24 protein-coding genes are annotated in these 18,187 nt (G+C 44.8%); 23 read left to right on the forward strand and 1 reads right to left on the reverse strand.

The annotated features are described in order from the left end of the window. The first annotated feature begins 88 nt into the window (after nucleotides 1-88). The 9 genes from AOC06_RS03820 (at nucleotide 89) to AOC06_RS03860 (ending at nucleotide 6,738) form a co-directional block, all read left to right on the forward strand. On the forward strand, nucleotides 89-1,714 hold the full coding sequence (locus AOC06_RS03820; RefSeq protein WP_215381357.1) for an EAL and HDOD domain-containing protein: 1,626 nt from the start codon (nucleotides 89-91) through the stop codon (nucleotides 1,712-1,714). Nucleotides 1,715-1,755: 41 nt separating this feature from the next. Continuing rightward, the gene (locus AOC06_RS03825; RefSeq protein ID WP_215381360.1) at nucleotides 1,756-2,124 is read left to right on the forward strand and encodes a hypothetical protein; all 369 of its coding nucleotides are present in this window, start codon (nucleotides 1,756-1,758) and stop codon (nucleotides 2,122-2,124) included. 11 nt (nucleotides 2,125-2,135) lie between these two features. Continuing rightward, on the forward strand, nucleotides 2,136-2,399 hold the full coding sequence (locus tag AOC06_RS03830) for a hypothetical protein (RefSeq protein WP_215381362.1): 264 nt from the start codon (nucleotides 2,136-2,138) through the stop codon (nucleotides 2,397-2,399). 128 nt (nucleotides 2,400-2,527) lie between these two features. Continuing rightward, entirely contained in the window at nucleotides 2,528-2,956 is a 429-nt protein-coding gene (locus tag AOC06_RS03835) for a hypothetical protein (RefSeq protein WP_215381365.1), read from the forward strand. A gap of 151 nt (nucleotides 2,957-3,107) precedes the next feature. Beyond that, entirely contained in the window at nucleotides 3,108-4,418 is a 1,311-nt protein-coding gene (locus AOC06_RS03840; protein ID WP_215381367.1) for an EAL and HDOD domain-containing protein, read from the forward strand. A 58-nt stretch (nucleotides 4,419-4,476) separates the two neighbouring features. Further along, complete coding sequence (locus AOC06_RS03845; RefSeq protein ID WP_215381369.1) at nucleotides 4,477-5,127, forward strand: response regulator; 651 nt, start codon at nucleotides 4,477-4,479, stop codon at nucleotides 5,125-5,127. A gap of 138 nt (nucleotides 5,128-5,265) precedes the next feature. Further along, a complete protein-coding gene (locus tag AOC06_RS03850) occupies nucleotides 5,266-5,571 on the forward strand; it encodes a flagellar protein FliT (protein ID WP_215273177.1) in 306 nt (101 codons plus the stop codon). 11 nt (nucleotides 5,572-5,582) lie between these two features. Next, nucleotides 5,583-6,473 (forward strand): flagellar hook-length control protein FliK, encoded by an 891-nt coding sequence (locus AOC06_RS03855; protein ID WP_215300250.1) that lies wholly within the window; start codon nucleotides 5,583-5,585, stop codon nucleotides 6,471-6,473. Continuing rightward, entirely contained in the window at nucleotides 6,463-6,738 is a 276-nt protein-coding gene (locus AOC06_RS03860) for an EscU/YscU/HrcU family type III secretion system export apparatus switch protein (RefSeq protein WP_215381371.1), read from the forward strand. Before AOC06_RS03855 ends, AOC06_RS03860 begins: the two co-directional genes overlap by 11 nt. Nucleotides 6,739-6,754: 16 nt before the next feature. Here the strand turns inward: AOC06_RS03860 and fliE are convergent, their stop codons facing one another. Further along, nucleotides 6,755-7,093: a flagellar hook-basal body complex protein FliE gene (gene fliE, locus AOC06_RS03865; RefSeq protein ID WP_439650687.1), complete on the reverse strand. Its 339-nt coding sequence runs from the start codon at nucleotides 7,091-7,093 to the stop codon at nucleotides 6,755-6,757. A gap of 235 nt (nucleotides 7,094-7,328) precedes the next feature. Here fliE and fliF point away from each other — a divergent pair, with 235 nt between their 5' ends. The 14 genes from fliF to fliQ all read left to right on the forward strand — a co-directional run bounded on the left by fliF (nucleotide 7,329) and on the right by fliQ (nucleotide 18,170). Then, on the forward strand, nucleotides 7,329-8,969 hold the full coding sequence (gene fliF, locus AOC06_RS03870; RefSeq protein WP_255880051.1) for a flagellar basal-body MS-ring/collar protein FliF: 1,641 nt from the start codon (nucleotides 7,329-7,331) through the stop codon (nucleotides 8,967-8,969). Further along, a complete protein-coding gene (gene fliG, locus AOC06_RS03875; protein WP_215273180.1) occupies nucleotides 8,956-9,960 on the forward strand; it encodes a flagellar motor switch protein FliG in 1,005 nt (334 codons plus the stop codon). The genes fliF and fliG overlap by 14 nt, the downstream gene beginning before the upstream one ends. Then, nucleotides 9,953-10,576 carry a FliH/SctL family protein gene (locus AOC06_RS03880; protein ID WP_215326607.1) on the forward strand — a complete coding sequence of 208 codons (624 nt, stop codon included), beginning with the start codon at nucleotides 9,953-9,955 and terminating at the stop codon, nucleotides 10,574-10,576. The genes fliG and AOC06_RS03880 overlap by 8 nt, the downstream gene beginning before the upstream one ends. Nucleotides 10,577-10,578: 2 nt before the next feature. Further along, nucleotides 10,579-12,021, forward strand: coding sequence for a flagellar protein export ATPase FliI (gene fliI, locus AOC06_RS03885; protein WP_215381373.1), 1,443 nt, complete (start codon nucleotides 10,579-10,581; stop codon nucleotides 12,019-12,021). Then, nucleotides 12,018-12,476, forward strand: coding sequence for a flagellar export protein FliJ (gene fliJ / locus AOC06_RS03890; RefSeq protein WP_215381375.1), 459 nt, complete (start codon nucleotides 12,018-12,020; stop codon nucleotides 12,474-12,476). Before fliI ends, fliJ begins: the two co-directional genes overlap by 4 nt. A 6-nt stretch (nucleotides 12,477-12,482) precedes the next feature. Continuing rightward, complete coding sequence (locus AOC06_RS03895; protein WP_215381377.1) at nucleotides 12,483-13,643, forward strand: flagellar hook-length control protein FliK; 1,161 nt, start codon at nucleotides 12,483-12,485, stop codon at nucleotides 13,641-13,643. Nucleotides 13,644-13,655: 12 nt separating this feature from the next. After that, on the forward strand, nucleotides 13,656-13,973 hold the full coding sequence (locus AOC06_RS03900; protein ID WP_215306193.1) for a BLUF domain-containing protein: 318 nt from the start codon (nucleotides 13,656-13,658) through the stop codon (nucleotides 13,971-13,973). Between the two features lie 120 nt (nucleotides 13,974-14,093). Further along, on the forward strand, nucleotides 14,094-14,507 hold the full coding sequence (locus tag AOC06_RS03905; protein WP_215381379.1) for a hypothetical protein: 414 nt from the start codon (nucleotides 14,094-14,096) through the stop codon (nucleotides 14,505-14,507). A 138-nt stretch (nucleotides 14,508-14,645) separates the two neighbouring features. Continuing rightward, the gene (locus AOC06_RS03910) at nucleotides 14,646-15,152 is read left to right on the forward strand and encodes a flagellar basal body-associated FliL family protein (RefSeq protein WP_215300269.1); all 507 of its coding nucleotides are present in this window, start codon (nucleotides 14,646-14,648) and stop codon (nucleotides 15,150-15,152) included. A gap of 14 nt (nucleotides 15,153-15,166) precedes the next feature. After that, on the forward strand, nucleotides 15,167-16,177 hold the full coding sequence (gene fliM / locus AOC06_RS03915; RefSeq protein WP_215326627.1) for a flagellar motor switch protein FliM: 1,011 nt from the start codon (nucleotides 15,167-15,169) through the stop codon (nucleotides 16,175-16,177). Between the two features lie 28 nt (nucleotides 16,178-16,205). Further along, nucleotides 16,206-16,505, forward strand: coding sequence for a flagellar motor switch protein FliN (gene fliN, locus AOC06_RS03920; RefSeq protein ID WP_439650695.1), 300 nt, complete (start codon nucleotides 16,206-16,208; stop codon nucleotides 16,503-16,505). 14 nt (nucleotides 16,506-16,519) lie between these two features. Beyond that, nucleotides 16,520-17,095, forward strand: a complete 576-nt coding sequence (fliO, locus tag AOC06_RS03925) for a flagellar biosynthetic protein FliO (protein WP_215381380.1) — start codon at nucleotides 16,520-16,522, stop codon at nucleotides 17,093-17,095. Then, nucleotides 17,092-17,886, forward strand: a complete 795-nt coding sequence (gene fliP / locus AOC06_RS03930) for a flagellar type III secretion system pore protein FliP (protein ID WP_215381382.1) — start codon at nucleotides 17,092-17,094, stop codon at nucleotides 17,884-17,886. The genes fliO and fliP overlap by 4 nt, the downstream gene beginning before the upstream one ends. A gap of 14 nt (nucleotides 17,887-17,900) precedes the next feature. Continuing rightward, the gene (gene fliQ, locus AOC06_RS03935; protein ID WP_215273192.1) at nucleotides 17,901-18,170 is read left to right on the forward strand and encodes a flagellar biosynthesis protein FliQ; all 270 of its coding nucleotides are present in this window, start codon (nucleotides 17,901-17,903) and stop codon (nucleotides 18,168-18,170) included. Nucleotides 18,171-18,187 lie beyond the last annotated feature (17 nt).

An 18,187-nucleotide genomic window follows, 5' to 3' on the forward strand; every position in this document is an offset into this window, starting at 1 on the left:
CGCTGAAGCGGGGGTTGTACCTATAGCAGCGTTCTGCGATTTATATTACAGTTCCATTACAGTCATATATTTGGAGCAGTAGAGGATCATGGGACTATTTAGTAAGTTCAAAAAGAAGAGTGAGCCAGAGTCAGTAGAGCTAGTCCTCCCGGATCGAATTGAGCCGGAGAACGCTTATTTTGGTCGCGAAGCGATTCTGGATAAAAACCAGATTCTGATGGGTTTTGAGCTATTTTTTAGAATGGGCACAGAGGCGGCGGCTGATAAAGCCAATGCGATCGCGCTTGCCAGGGCTGAAATGATTGCCGCTGGTGCCCTCCCTGAAGAAATTGCAGCCAAAGACTTGAATCCTGACTCATATTTGCCTGAAGACTGGGCTAATGAATCCGCTGCTGAAGCCGCTCAAGAGCTTGCGGCACCCGAAGAGGGTGAAGAGGCTCCTGTGGATGAGGCGAGTCCCGCGGAGGTCCAAGATGCTGCTGAAGAACTCGTTATCGATCCCACTGAAGTGCCGGCTCAAGAACCCGCTGAACCCTTTGTGAAGTTGAGCGAGATTATGCGTGCCTTGCGGGAAAAAGGGGTTGCAAACTCATTGGGTAGACACATTGGCTTTATTAAGGTCAATAAAGCAATCCTCCTCGATAAGAAGATCCGTTCCATTCCAGCCCTCAAGTTTGCCTTGGAAATCCCTCTTGCTTTGATGCGAGATGAAGAGGTCATTAAGGAATGCGAGGGATTGAATCGCGTTAAGTATCAGCTTTGCCTCACAGATTTTGATGAGCTATTTGAGGGCCATGCCGAAATTTTGCCCTTATGTAAGTTCGTCAAACTTGAGGTTAAAGAGGCCAATCGCGAGAACCTCAAGCAGATTATTGAGAAGTGCCATGAGTATGAGATTAAGGTGGTTGGGCTTGATATCAATACCAAGGAGCAGTTCCAGCTAGCAAAAGACATTGGCTTTGATCTATTTGAGGGCTACTTTTTCTGCCAGACTGATACTGAGGCAGCAAAGAGCCATGGTGAAAAACACCTTAAATTACTGAAATTGCTCACTTTATTGCTCTCTAACCCGGAGTTAGCTGCTTTGGATACCGCTCTGTCGGATAACCCCACCGTTGCCAAGCATCTGATTAAGATTGCAGAGATTGAAGGCAAAAGAAAGCAGCGAAAAGTAGAGAATGTCCGTGATGCAGTGGTACTTTCAGGCATTAAGCGAATCACCCGCTGGACCCAACTTTTGCTCTATGCAGATAATCATTCAGGCGCTCCTCTCGATTCCTTGCCGCTATTGCAGCTAGTTTGTGTTCGCGCCTTCTTTATGGAAAATGCTGCTGGCAGGCTTGGCGCTGGTGGTGGCTTGGGCTCAACCGATTTAGCCTTCTTGACAGGTGGTTTATCGCTGGTAGAGACACTCTTTGCAAAACCCAGCCGTGAAATCTTGGATCAATTTAGCTTGCCCCATGTTGTAGTAGATGCGATTTCAGATCGTTCAGGCTTCCTTGGGAAGCTCCTTGATATGGCCGAAGCTTCAGAGCAGGGCAATCAAGATAAGGTAGAAGCCCTGTGCGTTGGGGATTTGGAGCCATTGTCTTTGCAATCTGTGGCAGATGATTCTTTAACTGCGATCAGAACCTTCGTACAGCAAACCCAAGAGGAGCCTGACGAGGATGAGTGGCTAGATGCTGAGGTTGAGGAAAGCGCTCAAGAGGAATAAACTGCAATTTTGGTGTTGTTCTACATAAAAAGGGCGTAAAAATGGCAGGTTTTCGATCGTTGGCGGCAACTCTTGTCTTTGGCCTTGGTTCAGCAGCACCGGTATGTATCTTTGCTGCGGGCCCCGGCGGTATGGGTGGTGGTCCAGGGGGTAGGGGTGGCCCAAATCCTGCGGATGTTTACCCCATCGTGGTGCCTTATGGCGACTGCAGCAGCAATAATTGCAATAACTATAACCAGCCATTAACCCCTGTCACTGTCCCTACCGGCCCTAATGGCGCCACCCAGACTCAGGTAGGAACCACGACTTATTACACCCCTGGTGGAAGCTCAGTTACTAATGGTAATCAAACCATCTATTCCAACGGCACTAACTGTGTTGTGAATGGGAACCAAAAGGTCTGTAACTAGAAATTTTAGGTATGAACATACCAAAAGACTTGGATCCAGCAGATATTCAGGCTGTTATTGATCGTTTAGATCACTTAATTCATCAGCTTGGGCAACCTCTTTTGGGGGCTCGATTTAATGTCGAATTATTGATTAAGACCCCTGATTGCCCTAGTTCAGGTGTAGCTAAAACAAAGATTGATCATATAAATCAATCAATTAGCGAAGCAACTTCAATCTCTGCTCTAATCAGCCAAGAATTCAGTGAATTAAAAGAAATTTTAAATATTTCTTAAGTTTTCCTAAAGTTCTATTTTCCGCTGCCGTAAAAGGTATTAAGAGAACCCGATTAAAAGGGTATTTAATAGATTCGTATATGTTTATTACGGTTTAGAGGAGAAAAGCTTTAGTTAAAGGGGTCATTATGGATATGCAAATTAATTCAATTTCGTCATACAGTGGAGCGCAAGACCCCTCCACGCTAGCGCTGCGCGACCAGTATTTGGGTGCACTCTCTGCCGCTTTACGGTCAGGTGATGCCGTTTCAGCTCAACAAGCCCTCCTGGGTTTTGTTGGTACCGGTGGCATTGTTTCTCCTTCCACGCTCTATGAGAGGCTCAAGCAGGCCCTTCAAAGTGGCGATAAAACCCAAATGGATCAATTGGCTAGGGATGTCTTGAACGCCCAGGATTCTCAGGAGGCTCCTCAGGTGGCTAATCCTGCACCTCTCGCTGCGCCTGTAAGCACTTCTAGTAGTGACCCAAGACACCCTATGACTGCAGCAGCAGACCATACCGACCACGCTTTATTGGTAGCCCAGGGTTTGGGTTCCATCATCAATACTTCAGCCTAATTTAGCCCTATTTGATGAGGCCTAGAATAAAGGCCTTTTTCTAGAGCTGTTCCCTTGATCGTCAAGATCATCCTCATATTAAATTGTTGAAACTTCCCCTAAAATCTGATTTTTAGGGCGTTAAACACTTTTTCAAAAAAATAGAGTACTGATGATTCAAGCTGACACCACTCTCATGGACTCTGATTCTGCCGAAGTTTTTCTTGGTAGAAACCCGATCCTCGATAACCGTGGAAAAATTACTGCGTATGAGATGCTTTTCAAATCAAAGGAAAGCCTCGATAACCTGAGTCATGAATATGACTTGGCCGCTAGTAGCAACATCATCATTAATGCAATGAGCCATTTCGGTCTTGAGAGTGTATTGGGTGATTGCGATGGCTTCTTGCCAGTAAGCGCTAAGCTACTGGTGAGTAATACGATGAACTTATTGCCCCCTAAGCGGATGGTGCTCGAAATCATAGAGCAAGGACCATTAGATCCTGAGGTGATTTCCAGTCTTCAAGCATTGAAGCGGAAGGGCTTTCGGCTTGCTTTGTCAGACATTGATTTGCTCGATACAAACGATGAGCTCTTGCCCTTGCTGGACATTATCAAAATCAATCTGGCTTTGATTAAAGTTGATGGTGAGGCTGGCGTACTCCACTATTTTGCTCAGAAAGATCTCAAAGGTCTGGTTGCTGAAATCCGTAAAACAGTTCCGCAAGCCGCTATTTTGGCTTCACACGTTCAAAGCGAATCTGACTTTGAACAGTGCAAATCCCTCAAGCTGAATCTTTTTCAGGGCCACTATTTCTCACAGCCCACCTTGCTGAAAGGTAAAAAGCCTAAAGCAGAGCAAATGAGTTTGATGCAGTTGATTGGTTTGTTATTTAAAGACTCTGACATTGCCTCCATCGAGCCCTATTTCAAAAATAGCCCAGATTTAACTCTGGGCTTGCTGCGTTTAGTCAACTCAGTTGGCGTCGGCGGTCACATGCAGATCGCTAGTGTTCGTCAGGCCTTGGTGGTTTTAGGTCAAAAACAGCTCTTGCAATGGATGTTGTTATTGGTTTATACCCATGCGGGATCGAAATTGAATACGGATCTACAGCAAAGGGTTGTTAATCGCGCCAAGCTGCTTGAGCTTTTATCTCAACATGAGGCAATTGCAAAGCCAGGACTCAGCGACCAAGCCTTTATGGTGGGAATGCTATCTTTGGCCGACCATGTTGCAGATTTGTCACTAGATGAGATTCTCAAGCAGATCCCTTTAGCTGAGCCATTACAAAAGGCTTTGCTCTATCGGGAGGGATTATTTGGCCAGCTGCTAAGCCTGACTGAGGCGATTGAAAGCGTTGATTTTATTGAAATGGAAAACATTCGTCAGTCTTTGGGGATGAGTGCTGAAGACATCACTAAGCTCCAATTGCAGGCCATTCAGTGGAGTAATGCGCTAAGCAGCAAAATTAATAAGGCCTAGACCTAACTTTTTGTGTATATTGGCCAGGTTATTAAAAAAAGAGTTGGAACATTAGAGCATGACATTAATGAAATGTATTCGCCTGGCCATTGCTGACGATCATGCTTTGTTGAGAGAGAGTCTTTCCCAGGTTCTGGCCTCACACCCTGGCATTGAGATTGCCGCAGAATTGGCTTCTGGTGCCGAAGCAATCAAATATGTCGCGTCTAATCCCATTGATTGCCTCGTTCTTGATATGGACCTAGCGGACAAGACCGGTATCGAGGTGATCAAAACAATTCGTCGTGATAATAAAAAGTTACCGATTCTGGTGCTCTCTATGCATCCGGAAAATTTGTATGCGATTCGCGCACTAAAGGCCGGAGCTTCTGGATACATCACGAAGTCATCATCAACTCAAGAACTGGTTACCGCCATTCGACAGGTTGCATCTAATGCCAAGTATGTCAGCACTAATGTGGCTGAATTATTAGCTAGTCAAATGTATGAAAAGACCTTTGATGGCGAGCCTCACGAATCTCTCTCTGACCGCGAATATCAGTATCTGGTAATGACCGCTTCCGGGCTGACTCTAAGTCAAATTGCTGCCCAAATGAATTTATCCACTAAAACTATCAGCATGTTTCGCTCCCGTGCTTTAAAAAAGATGGGAATGAAGACCAATGCCGAACTGGCGCATTACGCCATTAAAAACAACATCGTCATTTAAATAGCGACGCTGTACTTTTTAAATTCAATTGGTAGCAGGGTTTTTGTGTCCTTTTATCGGCTTTGTTTTGCATAAAGCTCGGTATGATTTCGGTATAGAAATTTAGTCCCAAAGCCTTTTTTACCTATTCGAAAACTGATGTCTTCTCCCCGCGATATGCTCTCTCTTTATGAGGCTGTGACTGATATCAGCCAACAAATGCTGGAAGCTGCTCGCCGTAAAGATTGGAAGGGGTATGGTCAATTAGAGTTACTATGCAAGGGCTATATTCATCAGATTCCGAATCATGATGACAAAACACCGTTAAATGCCGAAGCCCTACAACGAAAGATAGCCTGCTTGAAGACCATCCTTTCCAATGACAAAGAAATCATGGATCTTTTGCAGCCCTGGATGTTGCGTTTATCGGATATCTTGCACAGCAGCGCTAACTCTAGACATTAAGTTTTGCAGCCATGGACATCAAGGCCATCCCTGGGGCGCTCATCAGCAATCCCATTCAAAATAGTGGCAGTGTAGGAACAAGCTTACTGATAGGGAAGCAATACGCCGGCAGCATTATTGGTTTTGATTCAGAAGGGCTGGCTTCGGTACAAATTGGTGATCAAGTATTTAGTATGCCATTGCCAGGCACTTATGACGCTCAAGAAGTGGTGCGCCTTCGTTATCTTGGAGGTGACCCTAGACCAAGCTTTCTTCTTTTGCGGCCAAGCGATGCAAGCGTTGCAGCGGCGCATGTTACTTTAAGCGAAACCGGAAAACTCATAAGCCAAATTTTGGAAGAGAGCGCAGTATTTGCGAGTTTGAGTGCAATTGAGCTTGCCGAAGTTAACCCGTTAATGGAGTCCATGAATAATCCGGAGTTAACGGCTTTGGAGTTACAAAATGCCCTAACCATGAGCGGTTTGTTCTATGAGTCGCACATTGCGAATTATCTCCAAGGCAAACGACCGATGGATGTCCTTAAACGTGAGCCACAGAATCGGTCTGGCTATAACCAGGCTCAAATGGTCGCAAAGCAATTGGAAACTCTCGAGAATCAAGAGACAGAATGGACAGGCATGATCTGGCCCGGCCAATATTTGCGCTGGATAGTCCATCCCGATACCCAGGGATCTGAGCTGGATGTTGATCAACCCTGTAGCAGTATTTTGGAACTTATCCTCCCCAAGCTGGGCAAACTGCGTTGCCGTATTAGCCTACAAAATGGTAAGAGTCAAATTGAGATTGAAAGTGAGCTTTGGAAATCAAAAGATCAATTAGAGGCAGCCATTCCGCTAATCCAAAAAAGTTTTAATGCATTGAAAATGAATTTGCAATCAGTGAGCGTAAAACATGTCGGATAACTCAAAGGCCAAGGCGTTACAACAGGCAGTTGCCCAGGTATATGAGCATGGTGACTTTGCTCCTCAACCACTAGAGGCTGGCAGAGGGATTGTTGCTGAGCAAATTATAGACACGGCTAAAGAGCATCAGCTCTTCACGCATGAATCTGCTGAGTTAGTGAACCTATTGCTGCAAGTTGACTTAGATGACCGCATACCCACGGAAATGTATCGGGCAATTGCTGAGGTATTGGCTTGGATTGAGGCTTTGGAGAGGCAGACTTAAGAAGCTTTCGAAGAAATTAAATCTGCATATTCATAATGTCGTGATAGGCGGAGACCAATTTATTCCGAACCTGCACGGTAGCCTGAAACGTAATGCTGGCTTTTTGGGTGGCAACCATGACATCGGATAAATTAACACTATCGTCACCGAGTGCAAAACTCTTACCCATTTCAGTAGCTTTCGCTTGGGTCTGATTGACTTGATCAAGTGAGGATTTTAGGGCTGAGGCAAAGTCAAGCTTATCTGACTTAGTCGATTCCTGAGGGCCCAGCTTATCCAAGCCTTTTGGCCCACTTAAACCATTTGTGGCTACAGCAGGATGATTTTCAGCCGCCGCTTTCAGTTGTGAAAGCATAGCTTGAATTCTGCCAGAATCGATTGCCCCAATACCCATAAGTCTCTCTTGTCCAAAAATGCTCAATGGAGGCTAATTTATCAGGGCAACCCTGATTTGGTTAGCCCAATAAGAAGGAAAAAAAGCCTCTATTCCTTCAATTGAAACAAAACCAAGGTGCAGATAATATGTCCACAGAAGCCCCCTCTATGGGAGGGCGGTTAAGGTATTTGAATTCGGTTTAGAGGAAGAGCGCGTGGAAAAGCTAATGGAGCGGTTTAATGCGGGTGGTGGCAATAGCGCAAAAATGCTATTGGCTTTTGGCATTGCTGCGGTGATTGCGGTGATGGCTGTCGTCATGATGTGGAGCATGGGCGGCAAATACAAAGTCGTATTTTCTAATTTCAGTGATAAGGATGGCGGCGCTATTGTTTCTGCTTTGGAGCAAATGAATGTTCCCTATAAATTAGCCGATGGCGGTGCATCGATCCTTGTTCCTGAAGATCAGGTCTATCAAACCCGTTTAAAGCTTTCAGCCATGGGTTTGCCTAAAGGTGGCAATGTTGGCTTTGAGCTGCTAGAGAACCAAAAATTTGGTGTTTCCCAGTTTGTTGAACAAGTGAACTATCAACGTGCTCTAGAGGGCGAACTAGAGAGAAGCATTCAATCGATTGCAGGTGTAGATAATGCCCGTGTCCACTTAGCAATTCCTAAGTCATCTGTCTTTGTCCGCGAAGACCAAAAACCTACCGCTTCAGTTCTGGTGAAAATGGCCTCCGGACGCTCATTAGAACAAAGACAAGTGAGCGCCATTGTCCATTTGGTTTCTAGTAGTGTTCCTAATTTGCCTTCCTCTGGCGTTGATATTGTTGATAACAACGGTAATCTTCTGTCTGATCAAGCCAAGAAGGGTGACAAGACCCTGGATGCAAGTCAGATGAAATATGTGGAAGCAATTCAGAACAACATTGCTAGCCACGTGCAGTCGATCATTGCACCGATTGTAGGCATTAAGAATGTGAAGGCGGAAGCACAGGCTGAGATTGATTTCAATAATCACGAGGAGGCCAATGAGATCTTCAAGCCAAATCAGGATCCTAAAACAGCTGTGGTTCGGAGTATGCAAACACGCGAAATTTCACAGCCAATTGGTGCGGCCAATCCAACCGGTTCAACTGCTGGCGGTATCCCTGGTGCCGCAAGTAATCAGCCGCCAGCCAATGCGAATGCACCAATCGTTGGTGCCAAGGATGCTGCAAACACTGGTGGTGCAGCTCCGGCGATGGGTAGCGAAAAACATTCGATTGCGAACTATGAAGTGAATAAGACAATCACGTTTGATCAAAAGTCGATGGGTGGGATTAAGAAGCTTTCTGTTGCAGTGGTTGTCAATAACAAACAAGAACTGGATAAAGACGGCAAAGTGGTTAGCAGGCCTCTAACAGATGATGAGAAGAATCAAATTTCGGATTTAGCTAAAAAGGCCATGGGCTTTGATGAGGCGAGGGGCGATAGTTTGACGGTAGTCAATACGCCTTTTAACGAAATCGGCGCAAATGACATTCCGGACTTGCCCATCTGGAAGGACCCAAGCTACATTGGTGGTGCTAAAGATATTGGCAAGTGGATTTTGAGTTTGATAGTAGTCTTCCTACTTTACAGTAAGGGCTTGAAGCCAATGATGGCAAAGTGGGCTGCAGGAGAGACCATGTTTCCTGGCAGGAAGGCTGCGGCCTTAGCGCTTGAAGAGGATTTAGACGAAGACACGGGCATGCCAGTGATCAAAAAATCTCCATACCAGAGGGATTTAGATAATGTGCAAAAATTAGCAAAAGATAATCCTAAGGTTGTCTCAGACGTCGTATCTAACTGGGTGAGTGGAAATGCCGGCTCCTAATAATGATGGTTTAACAAAAGCAGCTGTACTCATGCTCGCCTTGGGTGAGGAGGGTGCATCTGAGGTCATGAAATATATCAGTCCAAGGGACGTGCAACGACTGGGTGGTTTAATGGCGACGATGCGTCGTGTCGAGCAAAACGAAGTCGCTAATACGCTACGCGAGTTTTTTAGTGTGGCGGGCGAGGGCGCAGCCCTGAACTTCGATACCGATGAATTTACCCGTAACGTGCTCAGTAAAGCACTCGGCAACGATACCGCGAGTGGCCTATTCCAGCGGATTTTGGATAGTCGCGATTCAGAAGGTATCGAAAGTTTGAAGTGGATGGATGGCACTGCGGTCGCAGATCTCATTCGCTATGAACACCCTCAAATTATTGCCACCATTATTGTTCACTTAGAACCCGATCAGGCATCCCAGATTTTGACTCTCTTTAATGAGGATCTGCGTAAAGATGTAATGCTTCGTATTGCCACCCTGGAAGAAATTAAACCAGCCGCTCTTAAAGAGCTCAATGCCGTATTAGGCAAGCTGTTGGCTACAAATCAAGCTGGCGGCAAAAAAGTGATTGGTGGGATTCGTGCTGCGGCCGAGATTATGAACTTTATTACTGGCCCCCAAGAAGTTGTGCTGATGGATAACTTCAAAGAGTACGACATGGAGATGGCCCAAAAAATCATGGATGAAATGTTCGTCTTCGATGATATCTTGGGTATTGACGACAAAGGTATTCAGACAATTCTGCGCGATGTTCAATCTGAGGTATTGCTGACTGCTCTTAAAGGAACAGGCAATGAGCTGCGCGAGAAAATCTTCAAAAATATGTCTACTCGTGCGGCTGACATGATGCGCGATGATTTGGAAAACAAAGGCCCAGTCAAGCTCTCCGATGTTGAGGGTGCTCAAAAAGAAATCCTCGGGATCGTGCGGACCCTGTTCGAAGAAGGTCAGATTATGTTGAGCAATAAGGGCGATGAATCTTATGTCTAGACCAGCAGAAGGATTTCTCTTCGTTGATCTGGTCCCCCCTGGGTTCGGCAAGCCTCCTCCAAAAGAGATACCGCCGCCTTTACCTACGACTGAAGAAATTCAGGCCATTAAGGACAAGGCATTTGCAGATGGCCTCGAATCTGGCTATAAAGATGGCTATGCAAAAGGGAAGTCTCTGGCGGAGTCTGAAAACCTCATAGATAAACAGGTCTTGCAAAAACTGACTGAGCAATTTTCAACTGTCATTGCCAATAAAAGTATTGAAATTTGCGAAGATGTATTGAGTCTATCTTTAGCTATTGCCAAAGCCATGGTAAAGACTGAGGTTAAGGTCAATCCTGCAGTGATCTGTCCTTTGATCTTAGAAGGCACAAAGAAGTTGGTGGATATCAATCAATTACAGTTATTTCTAAATCCCTTTGATGCCAGCATAGTGAGGAAGTATCTGCAGGCTGAGCTTGAGGCTCATCAGTGGCAAATTATGGATGATCCAGAAATGGAGCAGGGTGGATGCCGACTGCAGACTGCTCAGAATTCTGTCGATGCTAGCAATGAATCCCGTTGGAAGGTGGTTACCGAGAGTTTGGGTAGAGTGACAGACTGGCATGAGGCTTAATCATGAAGCTTATCGACCAAGCAGCCAGAGATTTGCCGCTTGATGGTCTTTTATCATTATTTATTAATAACTGTAAAGATTCAGTTGATCAGTTAGATTCTCTTCGTTATGCCGGTCGTGTGATCAAAGTTACAGGTCTAGTCATTGAGGCTTTGGGGGTAGATTTACCGGTTGGTAGTATCTGCATTATCCCTCTGAACGATGGCAAAGAGATTGAAGCTGAGGTAGTTGGCTTTGATCAAAAGAAACTCTTTTTGATGCCTCAAGGCAGTATCGAAGGCATTGCACCTGATGCTAAGGTCTATCTCAAAAATAATCTAGCTAAATACGGCGAGTTGTATTTATCCAAGACCGATGATGAGCAGAAACAAAAACAAGTTAGCTCACATCTAAGTCAACTACCGGTTGGTGATCAATTATTAGGTAGGGTGCTCGATGCATCCGGCAATCCCTTGGATGGACTGGGCCCCTTAAAAGCCGATAGCTATAAGTCACTGCAATCGGAGCCGATTAATCCACTGAGACGAGCCCCAATTGACCATATCTTAGATGTGGGCGTGAGAGCAATTAATAGCCTACTCACTGTTGGTCGGGGCCAGCGGATGGGTTTATTTGCTGGATCTGGCGTCGGTAAAAGTATTTTGCTGGGCATGATGGCGCGCTATACCGATGCGGATGTGATTGTTGTAGGTCTGATCGGCGAACGTGGACGCGAGGTTAAGGAGTTCATCGAGTCTATTCTGGGTGAAGAGGGACTTAAAAGGTCTGTGGTTGTAGCTGCACCGGCCGACGAGTCCCCTCTGATGAGAATGCAAGGCGCTAATTATTCTTCAGCGATTGCAGAGTACTTTCGGGATCAGGGTAAACATGTTCTATTAATCATGGATTCATTAACCCGTTTCTCAATGGCTCAACGTGAAATAGCACTAGCTATTGGCGAACCTCCAGCTACCAAAGGTTATCCTCCTTCTGTATTTGCAAAGCTCCCAAAACTGGTTGAGCGGGCTGGTAACAGTGATGTTGGGGGCGGATCAATTACCGCTTTTTATACTGTCTTAACCGAAGGAGACGATCAGCAAGATCCGATAGCAGATGCTGCCCGCTCAATTTTGGATGGCCACATTGTTTTAGATAGAACCTTGGCAGAGGCAGGGCATTATCCAGCTATTAATGTTGAGCAATCGATTAGCCGGGTCATGCACAGCATTATTGATCCTGCGCATCAAGACAGTGCGCGCAAGATTAAACAATTGAACGCTAAGTACAGTCGAAATCTAGACCTAATCAACGTAGGCGCTTATGTTGGTGGTGCTGATAGCGTTTTAGATGAGGCGATTAAAAAACATACAGCAATTGAGCTCTTCTTAAAACAAGATCTTCACGTTAAGTCGACACTTGAAGAAAGTATTGAGGGCCTTCATCAAATTAATACGGCGCAGTTATGAGTCAATCGTCATTACAAGCGATGCGTCTGCTACTAAAAATGGCGCAACATGATTTGGATTTAGCCGCCGAACGGTTAGCTAAAGCCCATCGTACGACCAATGAAGCTAAACAACAAAAGGAGCAGCTACTTTTTTATAAACAGGAGTATGTGCTTCAGAATGCCGTCAGAATGTCACAAGGAATGACGGTTGTTGATTTGCAGAATTTCCAAAGTTTTTTAAAAAATATTGATACTGCTATTCAAAGTCAGGATCGGGCCATTGAGCAATACCATGCTATTTCTCATCAGCAGATGTTGCATTGGCAAGCTAGCCAAGCAAAAAAACGCAAGTATGAGATCTTGATTGAAAAAAATGAGAAGCAAGCTCGTTTGCTTGCTCTAAAGCAAGATCAGAAGTTAATGGATGAATTCTCGACAACCCAATTTCTTTTAGCTCCACAGCCATTTCATTAATTCATCATGAATCTCGATCCTAAAATTAGCGATGCTGGTCTTAGCTCGAGTACCAGCCTTTCAAGCCCTAATGCGACTGGCCAAAACAATCTCGACGGTCAGAGCGTTCAAAGTAGTACTTCGTTTGGGGCAGTCCTAACGAGTCAAGCAAACCTGTTTAAGAGCGTTAGCGGTAAAGATAGTTTGGACTTTGCCAAACTTCTGTCCCCCAATGTTACGCAAGCCTCACAAATGATTGACAAAGAAAAAAGTATGCATGAGGCTTTAGTCAGGGCTGACAGGGTTTTTCAAGGCAATGTCAATCAAATAGATCTGCAGAATTTAATTAAAGATAGCCTATCTTATAAGTTGGCAGCCACCAATCCAGTACAAGCCTATTCAAATGAAAAAAATGCGACGATAGTCAATCCTTTGTTAGTGCAAGTGACAATGGGATCTCAGCTCAGTAGCGCAAAAGGGGTATTTAGAAATGCTGAAGAACGATTTACTGTGACTGAAGCCCTTAAGAAAGAAGTAGATTTTGGGCATCGTCTCAATAGTGGCAAGGTAGGCTTCAAGAATGGTGAAGAAGCTACTGAGGACGACTTGCTAAACGACTTTTCAAAAGGAAGAAACCCGCAATCTAATCCGGATGAGAAAGAGGATTCTGTCGAAGTCGCCGTTCTTGAGGGAGTGAGTTTTGTTCTGCCTCATTCAAACATTCAATCTGGCGAAGAAATGAAGACCAATATTGATCTGCAGATGAAAATGCAATCCATCTTTGGCAGTCCACAGTGGATTGAAGAACTTGGGCAAAAAACTGTGATCTTATTTTCATCTGATAAACAAAATGCTGTCATTAATTTGAATTCAGATGAATTAGGCCCCTTAAGAATCCTGATTCATTTAGATGGTGACAAAGTCAATGTCACCTTTCTATCGAATGATTCTCAAGTATGTGACGCTATACAATCTGGATTTGAGGATTTGCGTGCCGCCTTGCTTAATGCGGGGGTGGAATTAAATCAAGCCCAAGTGAGTTCTAGCGCGAGCTATCAACAGACCCAAGCTGGACTTTTGCATCCTGCAACCAGTGACCAGACTATTGGGCCCACCAATCCTGGTAAAAAACTCGATTTAGACACTGATTTATTAACTTCCACTAAGATTGTCAGCTTCTACGCTTAATATTCGAAGTGTATGTATCAGCTTATCTACATTAGTTCTGCCACCCATCAGATCTCCAAAGCCGAGTTTGAGGAATTGGCTGCCCATGCGCTGAAGAAAAATACTGAGATGGGTATAACGGGTACTTTAGCTTTTAAGGACGGCAATTTTATGCAAGTCATTGAAGGTGAGCAGGAGGCCATTGCCCATCTTTTCGCACAAATTAAGGAAGATTCTCGCCATACCTTGGTCAGTATTATTCAAGAGGGGGGCATTAGTGCCAGAGAATATAGCGGCTGGATCAGTAGCTTTTATGATTCTGAGGAGGGGGAATGCGAGTCTGCCGCTTAAATGTTGATGGTAATTCGAGGAAATAGGGGGTATTTCTCCCTCTACTCTCCCTTTTGAAAACCCGGCGAGATGAGAAACTCATCCCCATCCAGATTGCAGGAATAGTATTAAGATAGTCATATGAACGCACAAATTGACCCATTATTGACCAATATCTCCAGTATTAACGGGGTTTCGGGCAATTCTGCGCCTTCCTCAGTTGTAAAACCCAAAACTAGCTTTTTATCCCACCTCACCGACCTAATGGGTAAGGCCATGGGTGCTGGTGCTGGTCTAGCGACCAGCGCAGCTCTTCCTGGTATTGCTGGATTGGGTTTATCGCAGGCTTCAGATAGGGCTGTACAGTCACTTTTTGGAAGTTTAGGCACCTTGGCAAGCGCCAATACTGGTCAAACTGCCTCAATCAAAATCGATGCCGATGCATGGCAAAGCCAGGCACTAAATGCTGGCTCAGCCCAGTTTCCGCTTAGTCAGTACCAAGCTGCAGGTGCTGCAAATAGCGGTTTTACCCCTTCATTGAGTTTCTTAGCCTAAACTTCTCCATTCCGAGAGAAAGTCATTAGGGCCCTAGGCCCTAATTTGCTATTAAGGGGTTAATTGCCCCTCTTTTCTTCGTATCTAGCTTCATGATTGGGTACCATAATTGTCGTTAAATCGACTATGGAGTAGTGAATGGCTATTGCACCAAAACCCAAGGCTGAAGAGCAAGAAGATGCGCCGCGAGCGCCTCGCAAGAAGTCCAATAAAGACTTTTTTATCAAAATTGCTGGTGGCGTACTCGCTTTGCTGATTGCTGGGGGCGGAGCTTACTACTACTTCGTTGTACGGGCTAGCGCTGCTCCTGAAGCTCCACCAGTTGTACAAATTTTTGTGCCACTTGAAGTATTTACAGTGAATTTAAAGCCTGAAAGTGGTGATACACAACAATATTTGCAAGCCATGATTACCTTGCAGGTCCCTAGCGAAAAAGATGCACAAGCTTTGAAAGACCGGATGCCTGAAGTGCGCAACCGTACCCTATTTATTCTCTCTGCAAAAACTTCCAGTGAGATTTCGACAGTTGATGGAAAAACAACCCTAATGAATGAAATTCTTGAGGCCATTAAAAAACCTTTTGCTGGATCAGAAGTTGAACAAAGTCTGACCGGTGGTTATTTCACCTCCTTCATCATTCAATAAATTAGAGCAGATAAATGGCAGATGACGCTCTCTCGGAAAATGAAATAGACGCACTCTTAAAAGATGTGGAAGAGGGTGAAGCTGCGCCTGCACCGGCAGCTGATACATCTAAACCTCAGTCTTTTAGTCTTGGCAATCAAGAGCGTATTGTGCGTGGGCGAATGCCTACGTTCGAGAATATTCACGAACGTTTTATTCGTTTGTTCCGTATCAGTATGTCGACTTTCTTGAGTCGCCTGGTTGAGATAAAGGCAACAGCTGTAGAGACTTGTAAATATAGCGAGTTTGTTGCTAAGCATAAAAATCCAACCAATATCAACTTACTGAAGATCAAGCCGCTCCGTGCGACTAATTTGATGATTATTGACCCTGAGTTGGTCTTGTTTGTAGTGGATAACCTCTTTGGTGGCGGCGGCCGTTTTAAGACTTCAGCGGTTGATCGTGAATTTACTCCTACTGAACTTCGAATCGTAGAGCGGATCCTTGAGGTCTTCTTTGAGCCTTATGCCGAAGCTTGGGCACCCGTGCATCCAATCGAGTATGAATATATTCGTTCCGAAATGAATATGCAGTTCGCAAATATTGCGATGATGAGTGAAGTTGTCGTAACAACGACATTTACCGTCGAGATTGAAGAAAAAAGCTATGAAATGGAAATTTGCATTCCATATTCAGCGCTAGAGCCCATTCGGGACTTGCTTACATCGCAAATGCAGGGTCGAGTTCAAGACGTTGATTTGAAGTGGATTGAGATGTTGCACGAAACAGTTCAATCAGTTGAGTTAGAAATTAAAGCGAATTTAGGCTCTAAAAAGCTTCTGCTTGAAGAGGTTGTAGACATGAAGATCGGCGACTTAATTCAGCTTGAATACAACCCATTTGTCATTGCAACTACTGACGATGTTCCGATATTTGAATGCCGTTATGGAATCTATAACAAGAAGCATGCCTTAAAAATTGAGAAATTTTTGCAATCTAACCTAAATGAATATGTAAGGACAACAGAAGATGAGCAACCAGAATGATCCAATAGATCCATCTCAGGCAGAAGTTATGCCAGAGATGGAGCAAGGGACTCAGAATGAGCCCATTCGTGAACTCGACTTTATTCGGGATATTCCTGTTCAGCTAACAGTAGAGCTTGGTCGTACCAAAATTACCATTAAGAATCTATTGCAGTTGGCACAAGGTTCTGTGGTTGAGCTTGATGGTTCCGCAGGCGATCTGATGGATATTTTGGTCAATGGCTATATTGTGGCTAAGGGCGAGGTCGTAGTGGTCAATGACAAGTTCGGCGTGCGCTTAACTGAAATCATTACCCCATTAGAGCGCATCAGAAAATTGAATAAATAATTTCTGAATTGATTTTGATTAAGCCCTTTCATTTTCTCCTGTTGCTTGCGATTACGCTGCCTAGTGCCGCTTTTGCTCAAATGAGCGCTGCGCCAGTGGTTGAAGGTTCTAGCCCAATGCGCGTGATTTTCGGGCTACTGCTGGTATTGGCGGTGATTGGTGCTTTTGCTTGGGTTATGAAGCGCATGAACTACGCCAAAATTGGTGGTCAGTCAGTCGCAAAAATTGTAGGTGGCGTAAATGTAGGTGCTCGTGAACGCGTAGTGGTGGTGGAAGTGGCTGGACATTGGATTGTGACAGGCGTTACCGCCGGTCAGATTAATAGTCTAGCCAGTTTCAAATTAAGTGAGCTGGAAAATACTGCTCCGACCCAAATCACAACCGGCGCGAATGCAATTTCTGAAAATGATCTGATTCCTGAGGCAGAATTGGCCGTAGAAGAGATTGTCGCAAGCAAGTCCTTTGCCAGTATTGCCAAAGAACGGTTTCGCTTTGAGCCCCGTAGCCACGAAGTAGATGCAGCAGATGCCCTCAGTTCTATGGCTAATCCTGCCTTAACTGCTTTATTTAAAAGATTACTCAAAAAATGAAGCTATTTTCATATCCCATTCAATTGATCAGTAAGCCTCTCAGTAAGAAACGCTGCGCGCAGTTCGCAGGAGTCTTCTTGGCTTTCTTCAGTCTGTCTTGCCTTGCTGCGGATAACTCAGCACTCAATGTTTTTTCTAGCACTGCTGGTGCGAATGGTGGCCAGAACTACAGCTTGAGTTTGCAAACGCTGATTTTATTAACGGCACTGTCGTTCTTGCCTACCGTGTTGCTGATGATGACCAGCTTTACACGGATCATTATTGTATTGTCCCTTTTACGCCAAGCGATTGGTGCGCAGTCATCACCGCCAAATCAAATTCTCTTGGGTCTGGCCCTATTTTTGACTTTCTTCATCATGAACCCCGTTTTAGATCGGATTTATGGAGAGGCCTATAAGCCCTTGACTGAGAATAAAATTACCATGCAGCAGGCTTTGGATCGCGGTACTACTCCCATCAAAGAATTCATGCTTAAGCAAACCCGTGAAGCAGATTTAGCGATGTTCCTTAATATGACGAATAAGAAGGTCGCTACAGCAAAAGATATTCCTTTGAGTGTTTTGGTTCCAAGCTTTATGACCAGTGAACTTAAAACCGGTTTCCAGATTGGTTTTAGTATCTTCATCCCATTTTTGGTCATCGATATGGTGGTTGCTAGCGTCTTGATGGCGATGGGTATGATGATGCTCCCGCCATCCATAGTTTCACTCCCATTTAAATTAATGCTATTTGTTCTAGTCGATGGCTGGCAGTTATTGCTCGGCTCTTTGGCCAATAGCTTTCTTCAGTAAGTTAGGAGCAGGCAATGACACCAGAATCAGTCATGAATATTGGCCGTGCGGCCATGGAAGTCACTCTAACTGTTGGCGCGCCACTCTTGCTGGTTTCGCTTATTGTGGGTTTGATTGTCAGTATTTTTCAAACTGTGACACAGATCAATGAAGCAACATTGACTTTCATTCCTAAGCTATTAGCCGTCTTGGTCACCCTAATGGTAGCTGGACCTTGGATGATGGCGGTGTTAGTGGATTACATGCACAAGACGCTCACTAGCTTTCCGTTCCTGAATAGTTAAGTTGCCTCAAACTCGTA

Origin of the sequence: Polynucleobacter paludilacus (assembly GCF_018687595.1) — a bacterium.
Classification (GTDB): Bacteria; Pseudomonadota; Gammaproteobacteria; order Burkholderiales; family Burkholderiaceae; genus Polynucleobacter; species Polynucleobacter paludilacus.

Coding starts and splice junctions, on each gene's coding strand:
- fliG (WP_215273180.1), top strand. CDS start 8,956: ATGCCGGCTCCTAATAATGATGGTTTAACAAAAGCAGCTGTACTCATG.
- AOC06_RS03895 (WP_215381377.1), top strand. CDS start 12,483: ATGAATCTCGATCCTAAAATTAGCGATGCTGGTCTTAGCTCGAGTACC.
- fliI (WP_215381373.1), top strand. CDS start 10,579: ATGAAGCTTATCGACCAAGCAGCCAGAGATTTGCCGCTTGATGGTCTT.
- fliN (WP_439650695.1), top strand. CDS start 16,206: ATGCCAGAGATGGAGCAAGGGACTCAGAATGAGCCCATTCGTGAACTC.
- AOC06_RS03905 (WP_215381379.1), top strand. CDS start 14,094: ATGAACGCACAAATTGACCCATTATTGACCAATATCTCCAGTATTAAC.
- AOC06_RS03850 (WP_215273177.1), top strand. CDS start 5,266: ATGTCTTCTCCCCGCGATATGCTCTCTCTTTATGAGGCTGTGACTGAT.
- AOC06_RS03835 (WP_215381365.1), top strand. CDS start 2,528: ATGGATATGCAAATTAATTCAATTTCGTCATACAGTGGAGCGCAAGAC.
- AOC06_RS03845 (WP_215381369.1), top strand. CDS start 4,477: ATGACATTAATGAAATGTATTCGCCTGGCCATTGCTGACGATCATGCT.
- fliM (WP_215326627.1), top strand. CDS start 15,167: ATGGCAGATGACGCTCTCTCGGAAAATGAAATAGACGCACTCTTAAAA.
- AOC06_RS03910 (WP_215300269.1), top strand. CDS start 14,646: ATGGCTATTGCACCAAAACCCAAGGCTGAAGAGCAAGAAGATGCGCCG.
- fliQ (WP_215273192.1), top strand. CDS start 17,901: ATGACACCAGAATCAGTCATGAATATTGGCCGTGCGGCCATGGAAGTC.
- AOC06_RS03860 (WP_215381371.1), top strand. CDS start 6,463: ATGTCGGATAACTCAAAGGCCAAGGCGTTACAACAGGCAGTTGCCCAG.
- AOC06_RS03855 (WP_215300250.1), top strand. CDS start 5,583: ATGGACATCAAGGCCATCCCTGGGGCGCTCATCAGCAATCCCATTCAA.
- AOC06_RS03880 (WP_215326607.1), top strand. CDS start 9,953: ATGTCTAGACCAGCAGAAGGATTTCTCTTCGTTGATCTGGTCCCCCCT.
- AOC06_RS03900 (WP_215306193.1), top strand. CDS start 13,656: ATGTATCAGCTTATCTACATTAGTTCTGCCACCCATCAGATCTCCAAA.
- AOC06_RS03830 (WP_215381362.1), top strand. CDS start 2,136: ATGAACATACCAAAAGACTTGGATCCAGCAGATATTCAGGCTGTTATT.
- AOC06_RS03820 (WP_215381357.1), top strand. CDS start 89: ATGGGACTATTTAGTAAGTTCAAAAAGAAGAGTGAGCCAGAGTCAGTA.
- fliE (WP_439650687.1), bottom strand. CDS start 7,093: ATGCTTTCACAACTGAAAGCGGCGGCTGAAAATCATCCTGCTGTAGCC.
- fliJ (WP_215381375.1), top strand. CDS start 12,018: ATGAGTCAATCGTCATTACAAGCGATGCGTCTGCTACTAAAAATGGCG.
- fliP (WP_215381382.1), top strand. CDS start 17,092: ATGAAGCTATTTTCATATCCCATTCAATTGATCAGTAAGCCTCTCAGT.
- AOC06_RS03825 (WP_215381360.1), top strand. CDS start 1,756: ATGGCAGGTTTTCGATCGTTGGCGGCAACTCTTGTCTTTGGCCTTGGT.
- AOC06_RS03840 (WP_215381367.1), top strand. CDS start 3,108: ATGATTCAAGCTGACACCACTCTCATGGACTCTGATTCTGCCGAAGTT.